The 12,935-nt window shown below is 61.1% G+C and carries 9 protein-coding genes; all 9 read left to right on the top strand.

What is annotated here, in order from left to right; translation table 11 throughout:
• Positions 1–364: 364 nt before the first annotated feature.
• Positions 365–3,181: a zinc-dependent metalloprotease gene (locus HRU71_02615; protein ID QOJ02441.1), complete on the top strand. Its 2,817-nt coding sequence runs from the start codon at positions 365–367 to the stop codon at positions 3,179–3,181.
• Positions 3,182–3,699: 518 nt separating this feature from the next.
• On the top strand, positions 3,700–4,086 hold the full coding sequence (locus tag HRU71_02610; protein QOJ02440.1) for a hypothetical protein: 387 nt from the start codon (positions 3,700–3,702) through the stop codon (positions 4,084–4,086).
• Positions 4,087–4,175: 89 nt separating this feature from the next.
• Positions 4,176–4,559 carry a hypothetical protein gene (locus tag HRU71_02605; protein QOJ02439.1) on the top strand — a complete coding sequence of 128 codons (384 nt, stop codon included), beginning with the start codon at positions 4,176–4,178 and terminating at the stop codon, positions 4,557–4,559.
• Between the two features lie 157 nt (positions 4,560–4,716).
• Positions 4,717–5,370 carry a hypothetical protein gene (locus HRU71_02600; protein QOJ02438.1) on the top strand — a complete coding sequence of 218 codons (654 nt, stop codon included), beginning with the start codon at positions 4,717–4,719 and terminating at the stop codon, positions 5,368–5,370.
• Positions 5,371–5,477: 107 nt separating this feature from the next.
• Positions 5,478–6,965: a VCBS repeat-containing protein gene (locus HRU71_02595; protein ID QOJ02437.1), complete on the top strand. Its 1,488-nt coding sequence runs from the start codon at positions 5,478–5,480 to the stop codon at positions 6,963–6,965.
• A 307-nt stretch (positions 6,966–7,272) separates the two neighbouring features.
• Positions 7,273–8,460: a 4Fe-4S cluster-binding domain-containing protein gene (locus HRU71_02590; GenBank protein ID QOJ02436.1), complete on the top strand. Its 1,188-nt coding sequence runs from the start codon at positions 7,273–7,275 to the stop codon at positions 8,458–8,460.
• 37 nt (positions 8,461–8,497) lie between these two features.
• Entirely contained in the window at positions 8,498–9,799 is a 1,302-nt protein-coding gene (locus HRU71_02585) for an aminotransferase class I/II-fold pyridoxal phosphate-dependent enzyme (protein QOJ02435.1), read from the top strand.
• Between the two features lie 175 nt (positions 9,800–9,974).
• Entirely contained in the window at positions 9,975–10,253 is a 279-nt protein-coding gene (locus HRU71_02580) for a hypothetical protein (protein QOJ02434.1), read from the top strand.
• A gap of 408 nt (positions 10,254–10,661) precedes the next feature.
• On the top strand, positions 10,662–12,722 hold the full coding sequence (locus HRU71_02575) for a serine protein kinase (protein ID QOJ02433.1): 2,061 nt from the start codon (positions 10,662–10,664) through the stop codon (positions 12,720–12,722).
• Positions 12,723–12,935: the final 213 nt, after the last annotated feature.

The raw sequence follows: 12,935 nt of genomic DNA, 5'->3' as shown, positions 1-12,935 counted from the left end.
ACAGGACCGTACAACCTTAACCGTCTGTATATGCGTTAGTTAGGCGCAACTGGCCGCACGATAACCCGAGCCCGTCTCTGCGATGCTGAATGGAAAGCTGCAAAAATTTCCTGCGCGATTCCTCCGCAACCCCAGCTTTCAGTTCGGTCGAAGAGTTTCTCGTGCCGGGGGAGAAACCCGCGCGGCCCGCGTGAGAACCCGGCTTGGTTCACGGTAAACTCTTTGATTTGGCAACGCCCCCCGGGGTGGAACAACGCTGTTGCTGGCCGTCCTCGACGAAGCGGCGATCCGTATGGGATGGTCCGCGGCCGCGGTCGGTTCGCGTTGCGCGCAGTCCCTTACTCATTCCGCAAAGGAGAACTTCATGACGATGAAACGATCCACTCTAACGGCGATGTTCGCGACCTTCGTCGCGGCGGCCTGCTCGGTCACGTTCGCGGCCCCGCCCGGCGCGCAACCGCCCGGCGCGCCACCTTCACCCGACAAGCCCAAGGCCGACAAACCCGACTTCCCGCCATTCGAAGAGGTCATGAAGGACTACGCGGAAGTCCCCACGAGCGAGCCTCCGTTCTTTGCTCTTTGGCACAACAAGAAAACGGATTCGCTGCGCGCCGTGATCCCCGGCGGCATGATCGGGCCGAAGTCGCAATTCCTGATCGCCTCGAGCATGGCGGGCGGGCCGGTGGCCACGGGCTTCCAACTGGACCACTTCCTGGCGTATTTCGATCGCATGGATAAGATGCTTGTCTTAATGCGCGTCGATCCCCGCTACGTTGAGGGCAGCAACGAAGTCAGCGACGTGATCAAACGCAGCTACGGCGGCGACGAGATCCTCAAAACGGTTCCCATCATCACGATGAAGGGCGGGGATTGCGTCATCGATCTCGACGCGCTGATGAAGGGCGACTTCTCCGGCATCGGCGGCTGGGGCGGCGGCAACGTCAACCCCGCGTTAAGCAAATGGGTCAAGTTCAAACCCATGCCGCAGAACGTCGAGCTCGAGGTCGACCTCGCCCTGATGCAGCGCGATGGCGGCCGGCGAAATCTGATGCACTACAGCATCTCGAAAATTCCCGATTCGGCCGCCGCCTACAAGCCGCGCGTGGCCGACCCGCGAATTGGTTACTTCATGACCGTGCGCAAAGACTGGACCAAGCCGCACGATTCGAAGACGTTGTTCAACCGCTACATCAACCGCTGGCACCTAGAAAAGCGCGACCCCTCGGCGGAGCTTTCGGCCCCGAAGAATCCGATCGTCTGGTACATCGAGAAGACGGTCCCCCTCAAGTATCGCCGCTGGGTCAAAGAGGGCATTCTCGAATGGAACAAGGCCTACCAGGCCTGCGGGTTCTTGGATGCGATTGAAGTCAAGCAGCAGGAGGACTACGACCCGTCCACGAAGGACCTCGACCCCGAAGACGTGCGCTACAACTTCTTCCGCTGGATTGTCACCGGTCGCGCCTTCGCCATGGGCCCGTCGCGCGATCACCCGCTTACCGGGCAGATCTTCGACGCGGACATCGTGTTCGATGATTCCATGGCCCGCGCCTACGTCGCGTCGTATCAGCGGCTAAGCGGCGGCGACACGTCGTGGCGACCGTTCGAGCCGGTGGTGCAGGAGTTTTTCCGCTCCAATCCGCAATGGCTTTATCGCAGCCCGATCGAAAAACTGCTCCCGAACGTGAAACTCCAGAATGACCCCGATGAGGAGTTTCGCAATCACCTGATGGCGCACATGTTCAAGCGCGGCCGCCCCGTTTGTGAGTGTGCTGCGGGCATGGCGTATCAGTTGGAGTTCGCCGGCATCGCGATGGAAGCCAAGGGCCTGGGTCGCACCGATGAGGATTTCATCGGGCAGATCATCAAGGAAATCGTGATGCACGAGGTTGGCCACTGCCTCGGTTTGCGTCACAACTTCAAGGCCAGCGCCTGGCTGCCCATGGAAGAGATCGAAGCCAACACCGCGGCCGGCGAGGCCAATGTCGGATCCGTGATGGATTACAACCCGGCGATCGTTGCGGTTCGCGGCAAGAAGCAGCCGAACTTCGTCACGCGCACCATCGGCCCGTACGACTACTGGGCCATTGAGTATGGCTATCGCCCGGTCGGCGCGCCGTACAAAAGCGAAGAGGAGATGCTCACCAAGATCGCGAGCCGCGTCGCGGAAGCCGGCCTGGATTACGGCACCGACGAGGACACCATGTCGTTCATCTCGCCGGATCCCTACAGCAATCGCTACGACATGGGCCGCGACGTGATGAAGTACGCCCAGTGGCAGATGGACCTGACCAACAACCTGATGTCGGACATCACGGAGTGGTCGGTCAAGGATGGCGAGTCATACAGCCGGCTGCGCCGTGCTTTCACGCGTATCCTCAGCGAGAAGGCAAACGTCACGAGTTACGTCGCCCGGTTCGTCGGCGGCCAGGTGATCAATCGCGACCGCAAGGGCGATCCAAAGTGCCGCAAGCCGATCGAAGTGGTCGACGGCGCCAAGCAGCGTGAGGCGCTGGAGTTCGTCTGCAAGCATGTGTTCGCGGAGGACGCCTACTTGTTTGACCCCAAGCTGCTGGCCCTGCTGGGGCCGGGTCGCGAGAACCACTGGGGCAGCGACGATTTTGACTTCCAGGTGGAGTTCAACATCCACGACGTGGTCGCCGCGAACCAGTACGGGATTCTCATGACGCTGATGAATCCGTTCACGGTCAATCGCATCCACGACAACCAGGTGAAGTTCGAGGACGACCAGGAGGTGTACACGCTTTCAGAACACCTGACTCGTCTCACCAACGAAATCTGGTCGGAGCTGAACGAGGGCGACCGAGAGGGCACCGACCGCAAGCCGTTCATCAACAGCTTCCGGCGAAACCTCCAGCGCAATCACCTGGAGATGCTCATGAATCTTATCCTGACCGATCCCGACGGTACGGTGCCGGCCGATGCCAATGCCATCGCGCGGCGGTGCGTGGCCAAGCTGTCCGACAAGATCGGCAAGACGCTCAAGACCGCCAAGCTCGACGATACGACCGAGGCACACCTGTCGGACGTCAAGAAGCGGATCGACAAGGCGTTGGAAGCCCAGTACACCGTCGGCGGCATGCGGTTCAGCGATTTCCTGTTCTTTTTCCAGGAAGCCGCCAAACGGCAGAGCGAGCGTCCGGTGACCGTGCTTCCGGAGTAGCGTCTTGAGCCACCGTGCCGGGCCGGCAAGGTTCCCCCGGCCACGACGTTTTAAGCAGTTCGAACCGGCCCGCTGAAGCGATTCAGCGGGCCTTTTTGTTTGCCTCGACGGCTTGGGAGGAGGGCAGGCCCGGCTTGGCTTGACCTCCCAAAGAGGGGCTTTTCGGATCGTAACCGAGCCGGCAAAATATTCCCCGCTCCGGGCCATTGGAATCGCTTGACATGGACTCGGGCGGCATCGCAGAATGCGAGGAGTGCTGGGGGTGGGAACGTGACCAGATCGGGTTTCTCATCCCGGGTCGCGTTCGGGGACATGCGTGCGAAGCAAATGAAGTCGGCGCTCGGAACGGGCATCGGTGATGCGGATGTCCTGCTTGCGAATCAGCCGGCGAGTCGATAGCGTGTTGGCGACGTTGAGTCGAGCATTCTCAGGTGCGGTCACCTTAAAGTCACAACCAACTTGAAACATGATCCGTGGCACGGAGTCCGCGCGATCATCGCTGGAGGAGTACGCTCGCTATGGTGGACGAATCAATGAGCAGTTTGAGTGCGCCGAGTGCGCCGGAATCCGCCGCGCTCGTGGAAGTCATGTACGCCCGAACCATGGGTGAAGCGACGCACTGTTGCGAACTGCTGCGCGGCCAGGGGATCCACGCCCAGGTCGAAGGAAAGCCCTCCGACAAAGCCTGCGGCATCGCCGTGATGGTGCCCAGCGATCGCTTTATCGAGGCGTCGGAGTATTTGGCGCTCAACCTGGAAAACTCGGACGACGATGACTTTTCGGACGTCGATGACGACGAGGATGAAGACGACGACGATACGGATGATTTTGACGACGACGATGACGATTTTGGTGACGACGACGATGACGAAGTAGAAGAATTCGGAACTGACGACGACCTTTAGTCGATAAAGGCCGCGACGGGTTCCCGGCCATTGAGCCGTCAGGCAGCAAGGTATCCGGGGCAGACACCCGCCTATTTGGAGCGATGCCGATGGATCCTCTTGCTGCGGGCGATGCGGTGAAGGTGGCGGTGATGACCAAACCTGATACGCCGCAAGACGATCAAGCGAGCGAGGCGACCGAACGCCGCGGAACGACCGAACGCCGCTCCGCGGTGGAGCGCCGAAGCGGATTGGAGCGCCGTCGCGGACCCGGTCGGCGGCGGTCCGACTCGCGCCGCAGCGCCGAAGAAGGCGAAATGTCAAACGAGCAGCTCGAATTCGTCCTCGCCATGGACGAATACAAACGCGCCAATCGTCGCCCCTTCCCGACCTGGACCGAAGTCCTGGAAGTGATCAAGTATCTGGGTTATCGAAAGGTCGCGCCGATGGGCGATCACGTCGACCGCCCCGCCCCCGACCATCTCCGGGATTAATTCGATTGGGTCCCCAGGACCGGAATTCGATCTACCTGTGTTTCAGCCGGTCCCTCACCCGGTTGTTCAGCGGGTGCGGAATTGCTCTCGCCGATATGATAGAATTGGGTAGTGCGGCGCTGGCGCCTCCAGAGGTTGCCTGGCGGCGCGAGCGCTTATGAACTTCGCGAGCTACCAACCTGTTGATGTTCTCATGCTCGTGGGCAACATTGCCCCGATTGCCGTTTATCTCCTTGCGCTGGGGCTGGTCAACTCCCACGCTCGACCGCACCTGATCACAGCCCGCGCCGATTTTGTCGCGCTTACGTCCGTGCTGGTTCCCGTGCTGCTCTGGCCCGTGCCGAATCTGGCGCGGGGACATACCGCCTGGCTGCTCGTCGTGGGATTCGTCGTCGCGGCGATTGTGTTCTGGCATCTGCTTCCATCACGGAATGCGGGGTTCGTCGTTTACAACATCAGCGAAGCCCGCTGCATGCAATTGCTCGATCAGACCCTGTATTCAATGGAACTTTCGGGACGATGGCGCGGTCGAACCTGGCGAAGCCGAGACGGTCGGCTCACTCTGCAATTGCACAGTTTTGGACTGTTGCGAAATGTCTCAATCGCCGTCGACACGCAGCCGCCTGATGAAGCGCTGGTGGATGCACTGGCCCAGGGGCTTGCCGCCCGGATCCGCCAAGTCGCACAGCTACCGTCCACCATGGGCGCCTGTCTCGTCCTGCTCGGAATCGGCCTGCTCGTTGTCCCCATGTGGATGGTGGGCCGGCATATTCACGATCTCGTGGACGCCATGTCCCACCTGTTCGGTTAAGATCCCCTTACCGCACAATTCTTCAAGAATTCCGTTATAATGTCCTTGCTGTTGCCGGGACCGACCCCCACCCCTGAACGAGTTCGGCAGCAAAGGAGAAAGACGCCATGCTCACGAGATTTCAAGTTGCGTTAACGCTAACGGTCACCGTTTATCTCGCGGCCAGCTCCGCCATCGCGGAAGAAGCCCGCACGACCCGATTGGCAGCTTCGCGCGTCGAAATCTCGAAGGACGGACGTGTTCGCGTGGAGCTGCCCGACGCGGCCGGCGAGACGGAGGGCGCCTCGTTCCGGTACAACGGTGTACCGTACCTCACGACGTCGGACTGGAACAACAACCTCCGGCGGCAGGTGAGTGCCGTACTCGTGGCAGACGTGAACAACGACGGCAAGAAGGATCTGCTTGTCGGGTGCTACACGTCCCAGAGTTTTCCACCTTATCCCGAGTGGACCAATTTGATTTACTACAACATCGGCGGAACGCTGGAAGCCACTCCGTCGTGGATCTCGGGCAGCCAGGTTCACACCAGCGATCTCGCGGTGGGCGACATCAATCTGGACGGCTACCCCGATGTGTTCTCCGCGGACGGCGGCAGTACGTTCTCGCCGTCTCGGATTTATTTTGGCAGCGCGACCGGGCCGAGTACGACGGCCGGCTGGATCGCGACGCCATCCCCATCGACCTGGACCACGGGCGTGGCGTTGTTCGACTTCGATCACGACGGCGACCTTGATGCGTTCACGTCCAACCAGGGTGTCTCGCCCAATCCGTATCGCCGCATGCTTGGCTATCGCAACAACGGCGGGGTGCTGGAGACGTCGCCGTTCTGGCAGTCCGACGAGGAGGCGATCTCCAGCGGCCCGTCGTTCGGCGACCTCGACGGCGACGGCTGGGAGGACCTCGCCGTGGGCAAGTGGGTCAATTTCCAGACTGCCGTCTACAAAAACGTGAATGGCGTGCTTCAAACCGTTCCGGTCTGGCAGTCGGGCTACACCGGGGGCGACCGCGGCACGGCCTGGGCCGACGTGGACGGCGACAATGACCTCGATCTTGCCGTCGGCCGCTCTCCCATGATCCTGTACACCAACACCGGGGGCGTTTTGAACCAGACCTGGACGGCTGCTCCACCTTTCTCGACGCAGCCGCAGGATATGAAGTTTGTCGACGTGGACCGCGACGGCGATCAGGACCTGGCCGAGTTTCAGTTCAGCACGGGCCGCGCACACATCTACCTGAACACGAACGGCGTGTTGAGCAATACCCCGGCGTACACCTATGACGACACGTCGACTGGCAACGCCATTGCGTTCGGCGACATCAACGGTGACGGGTGGGACGACATGGTCGTCGGCATCAACGGCGATATTTCCGTGCGCGTATTCTTCGCCCGCATTCCCGTCATTCTGGGTGACATGAACTGCGACGGACTGGTCAACCTCGACGACGTTGATCCGTTCGTGCTTGCGCAGCTGGATCCCGCGGCCTACGCGGCGGCCTACCCGTTCTGCAGCACGAGCCGGGGCGACCTCAACACCGATACGCTGCTCAACGGCGGGGACGTGCAGGGTTTCTCGAACCTGTTGACGGCGCCGTAACGCGGCGATGTGGAGTCAGTCGTTATAACAAGACGATCTTCTATATTTGTCCCGCCATGGCGTCGCGCGCCCGGTTCCGCGGCGCGCGGGAAAAAAACGCAAATTCCGTTGACGGGGGCTACGTCACGCGCTACCATTCGGTTGTCCGCTTCTATTTCCGAAGCGGCGTGATGGTGTTTATCAGGCGCGGAGCCGTGCTGCACGTGGCTCCCAGCGGCGAGGCCGCCGCTCATTCACGCCTGATTGCATAAGCGTTCGTCAGTTTGTCCGTCCAGCCATACGGTCGTACTCACCGGAGGAACCGCCCATGGTCTCACTCACGGTCACGCCATCCGATGACGCCGCGCCGACCCGGCGCACGAAATTCATCAACAAGATCGACCAGATCGCGAACATCCCGGCCGATCAGCGCGAATTGCTCAAAAAGGTCGCCGAAAAGTACATCTTCCGCGCGAATGATTACTATCTCGGCCTCATCAACTGGGACGATCCCAACGACCCCATCAAGCAACTGATTATTCCTCGCGCCGAGGAACTCAACGACTGGGGCAAGCTCGACGCCAGCAACGAAGCGGCCGTCACCGTTGCCCGGGGTGTGCAGCACAAGTACCCCGACACGGTTCTGCTGCTGTGCAACGAAGTCTGCGGCGCCTACTGCCGCTACTGCTTCCGCAAGCGGTTGTTCATGGATGACAACGAGGAAGTCACCAAGGATGTCTCCCAGGGAATCGCCTACATCGCGGCGCATCCCGAAGTGACCAACGTGCTGCTCACGGGAGGCGACCCGCTCATCATGAGCACGCGTCGCCTGCGCGAAATCATCGAGGCCCTGCGCGCCATCCCCCACGTGCAGATCATCCGTATCGGCTCGAAGATGCCCGCCTTCGACCCCTGGCGCATGCTCGGCGATCCGGAGCTGCAAAAGCTTTTCAGCGAGCATTCCACGCCGTTCAAGCGCATTTACCTCATGGCGCATTTCGACCATCCGCGCGAGCTGACCGACGACGCCGTGCGCGGAATCGACGCATTTATTCGCTGCGGCGTCATCTGCGTGAACCAGTGTCCGCTCATCAAGGGCATCAACGACGATCCGATGGTGCTGGCCGACATGTATCGCAAGCTCTCGTGGGTCGGTTGTCCGCCGTATTACCTCTTCCAGGGCCGCCCCACGGCGGGGAACGAACCGTACGAAATCCCCATCGTGCAGGGCTGGTTCATCTTCCGCGAAGCGCTGCGCTACGGATCGGGCCTGGCGCGACGGGCGCGGTTTGTCATGTCTCACGAAACCGGCAAAGTCGAAATCCTCGCCGTCACCGATCAGCACATCTACACGCGCTACCAGCGCGCGAAGGACGGCTCCAACCGCGGCCGCGTGATGATCTACAAACGCAACGATGAGGCCTATTGGCTCGACGCCCTGGAGCCTGCGTTTGACGGCGGCGCCGTCCGCTTCGCGCCGGAGTCGGAGTTCGAAGTCAACGCCGGGCCGGAGTAATCCGTACTCGCACGGCCTCTCACGCGGACGTACAATTATGCGGCCGATGAACATCCAAAAGCTCGTCAGCCTCAATCTCAACGTCCGCGGCATGTCGCAGTCCGCCACGCTCGCGATCAAGGATCGCTGCCGAGCGCTGCGAGCCGAGGGGAAAGAGGTCTTCGACTTCGGCCTGGGGCAGTCGCCCTTTCCCGTGCCGGAGCCGGTCGTCGCGGGGCTGCGCGAAGCGGCGGCGCAGAAGGATTACCTCCCCGTGAAGGGGCTGCCCGCTCTGCGCGAGGCCGTCGCGTCGTTTCATCAGCGGAACGACGGCGTCGAGGCCCACCCCGAACTGCTGCTGGTCGGCCCCGGCTCGAAGGAGCTGATGTTCATCGTTCAGCTTGTCTATTACGGCGAGATCATCCTCCCCACGCCCTGTTGGGTGTCTTATCTGCCGCAGGCGCGGATCATCGGCCGCCGCATCAGCATGATTCACACGACGTACGAAACCCAGTGGAAACTGACCGCCGACCGCCTGAAGGATGCGCTAAGCCGGGTAAACGACGATCGCCGGCCGCGCCTGCTGATTCTGAATTATCCGAGCAATCCGACCGGCGTGTCGTACACGCAGGAGGAGTTGAAGGCGCTGGCGGAGGTCTTGCGTCGCTACGAAGTCATCGTGCTGTCGGACGAGATTTACGGCCAATTGCACTTTCGCGGACAGCATGCGTCGATCGCACGGTACTACCCCGAGGGCACGATCATCAGCAGCGGGCTTTCCAAGTGGTGCGGCGCGGGCGGCTGGCGACTGGGCACGTTCTCATTCCCGCCGGACCTCGACTGGTTGTGCCACGCAATGGCATCAGTGGCCAGCGAAACGTTTACGACGGTCAGCGCGCCGATCCAGCATGCGGCCGTTCACGCCTTCAACGGCGGTCCGACCATTCAGTCCTATCTATCCAAGGCCCGACGCGTGCTCGAGGCACTGGCGTCTTATTCCGTCGCGACGCTTCGCCGCGCGGGCATCGCCGTTCACCAGCCCGACGGCGCGTTCTACCTCTTCCCGGACTTTTCGCCGCTGGCCGATAAACTGGCAGCGAGAGGAATCACCGACGGCCGCACGCTTTGCACCGACCTGCTGGAGCGGGCGGGCGTGGCGACGCTGCCGGGCGCGGCGTTCGGCCGGTCACGAAACTGCCTCGCGGCCCGCCTCGCCTTTGTGGACTTTGACGGCGCCGAGGCGCTGCGTGCCGTTCAGGGCATTCCGGATGAGCAGCCGCTCTCGGAATCGCTGCTGCGACAGGTATGTCCCCGGGTCATGGATGGGATGGACGCGATCGCCGCCTGGGCCGTTTCATAATTTGGCCCCGAGCGAGCCTGTAATTGCTTGCTAATCCGCTACCTCGATACGTCCGATGTGTAAACGGATGGGGGGCGGGTCCGCCCCCGGACCGGTCAGGTCCGCCGAACTCGGCGGTTGGCGGTCCTGCCGATAAGATGTTGGCGGCCTCGCCGGCTATACAGGAGCACACGACATGACGCCCACGAAGAAGCCCTTTGGCACCTTCGCTCACCGGATGTTGACTTCGAAGAAATGGCTTACGTTTCTCGCCGGCGGCCTTGTGATGCAGTTCAACCTGTCGAGCTGCGATCCCGAAGTGCGCAACGCATTCCTGACAGGCGTGCAGACGTCGATCCTCGGCCTGATGGACGCGATTGTTGGCGCCTTTTTCCTGTCGCTCCAGGATGCGGGCAACAGCACGAGCCAGCCCGTCGTGCAGGCGTTTCACACGCTAAGCCAGTGGCTGGCCTGATGCGAGTTCGCTCCGCTCCTTCAAATTAGGACTTCGTGTGACGATAGCGACGAATTTCCGCGCGCATCCTGTCCGCGCGCGGAACGCTCGCGCGCTGCGGACCACTCTGCTTTGAACGCACCGGCTTGGCGGCACGCGTCCCCGTCAGCGCGCGGCTACTTGATCGTCCGGCGTGGTCGGCGCGAGCATTTCGTACAGTTCCTGCTGGACTTGTTTTGGATGGTCCAATAATATGTGTGGGGGGCGAGGCCGTTTATTTGTAGTGGCAGTCGGCCGGGACCGGCGTCGATCAAACTATCGCGGGAGCGCGGGGTCCAGACAGTAAGCGGCTCCGGCGATGGCGCCCAGGCAAATGAGTCGGTTCATTGTCCTCGGAGTTGGTTGAGAACCGCAGCGGGAGTCAGGTCCATGGTGAATAAGCAGTCGATCCTCGACCTCGTCGAAAAGCGTCTGGACACCGAGAGCTTCAAGCACGAGCACTGGGAGGGAACGTTTGATCAGTACCTGGACCTGGTGACGAAGAACCCGCGTGTGGCGCGCAATGCGTTCCAGCGCATCTACGACATGATCATGCTGTACGGCTCCGAGCGGTACACGAAGTTCCGCCAGGACATGGTGCGGTACAAGTTTTTCTCCGATCCGATCGGCAATGGCGATGACGCGATCTTCGGGTTGGAGCGTCCGCTGATGCAGCTGGTGGACTTCTTCAAGTCGGCCGCACAGGGGTACGGCACGGAGCGTCGCATTCTGCTGCTGCACGGTCCGGTCGGTTCGGCGAAATCGACAATCTGTCGATTGCTCAAGAAGGGACTGGAGCATTACTCTCGCACCGACGAGGGCGCGATGTATACGTTCGCGTGGAAGCTGCCGCGCGAGGACGGAGGGTTCGACCTGGTCGAGTGCCCGATGCACGAGGAGCCGCTCAAGCTGATCCCGCGGGACGTGCGGCGCGATGTGCTGGCGATGATCAACGAGAACCTGCCGCCCGAGCAGCGCGTCATCGTTGAGGGCGACCTCGATCCGTTCTGCCGCCGCACGTATGCCGAGTTGCTCAAGCAATACAACGGCGACTGGAAGAAGGTCATGGATCACGTCGTGGTCAAGCGACTGATCTTGAGCGAGAAGGACCGCAAGGGCATCGGAACGTTCCAGCCGAAGGACGAGAAGAACCAGGACAGCACCGAACTGACGGGCGACATCAACTATCGCAAGATCGCCGAGTACGGCAGCGACAGCGACCCGCGCGCGTTCAACTTCGACGGCGAGTTGAACGTGGCCAATCGCGGGCTGATCGAGTTCATCGAAGTGCTGAAGCTGGATGTCGCGTTTTTGTACGACCTGCTCGGGGCGTCGCAGGAACACGTCATCAAGCCCAAGAAGTTCGCCCAGACGCACATCGACGAGGTCATCATCGGGCACACGAATGAACCGGAGTACAAGAAGCTCCAGAACAACGAGTTGATGGAGGCGTTTCGCGATCGCACGATCAAGATCGACGTGCCGTACAACTGCATCCTGGATGAGGAAGTCAAAATTTATAACAAGGACTTCAACAAGGAACGCATCCGCGGCATTCACATCGCCCCGCATACGATCGAGGTGGCTGCCATGTGGGCCGTGCTGACGCGTCTGGAAGAACCCAAGAAGGCCGGGCTGACCCGGATGCAGAAGCTGAAGCTGTACAGCGGCAAGAGCATACCGGGCTATACCGAGGATTCGGTGAAGGAACTGATAGAAGAGGCTCGGCGCGAGGGGATGCAGGGCATCAGCCCGCGCTATATTCAGGACAAGATTTCCAATGCGCTCGTGAGCGATCAGGCGATCCAGGAGAAGGGAATCAACCCGTTCATGGTGATGAACGAACTGGAGAGCGGCTTGTCGCATCATTCTCTCATCTCCGATGAAGAATTGAAGAAGTCCTACCGTGAGCTGTTGAGCGTCGTGCGCGAGGAGTACGAGGACATCCTCAAGGCCGAGGTGCAGCGTGCCATCAGCGCCGACGAGGATGCCATCAAGCGGCTCGCGGCGAACTACATTGAGAACGTTCGCGCTTACACGCAGCGCGAGAAGGTGCGCAACAAGTACACCGGCCGCGACGAGGAGCCCGACGAACGGCTGATGCGGTCCATCGAAGAGAAGATCGACATCCCCGACAGTCGCAAGGATGATTTCCGTCAGGAGATCATGAACTACATCGGGGCGTTGTCGCTGGACGGCAAGAAGTTCGAATATCATACGAACGCCCGGCTGCACAAGGCGCTGGAGCTGAAGTTGTTCGAAGATCAGCGCGACACGATCAAACTCAAGAACGTCGTCAGCGGCGTGGTCGATGACGAGACCCAGGCGAAGATCGACGTGGTCAAGCAGCGGCTGATCAAGTACTTCGGCTACAACGAGCAGAGCGCGACCGACGTGCTCAATTACGTAGCCAGCATCTTCGCCCGCGGCGACGCAAAGAACGAAGAGTAACGCCCTGATCACCTCGCCATGCGGCGGCTGGGCGCGGTTCGGATTTTGTCTTTCGACTTGCCCCGGCTTAGAATGGCCGGATCAAGCCGGTTTCCCGCCTTTGAACCGTGCTCTGTTCAGGCCGAGCCATGGCAACGCGCCCGCCGCGATTGTTTGAGCATTCCAACAGGGCGTGCGTTCCACGCTGCTGCGCGCGTGTCCTGCTTGTTGCAG

Source organism: Planctomycetia bacterium (assembly GCA_015200345.1).
GTDB lineage: Bacteria > Planctomycetota > Phycisphaerae > UBA1845 > UTPLA1 > PLA3.
This window is presented reverse-complemented; position numbering and strand designations above follow the sequence as displayed.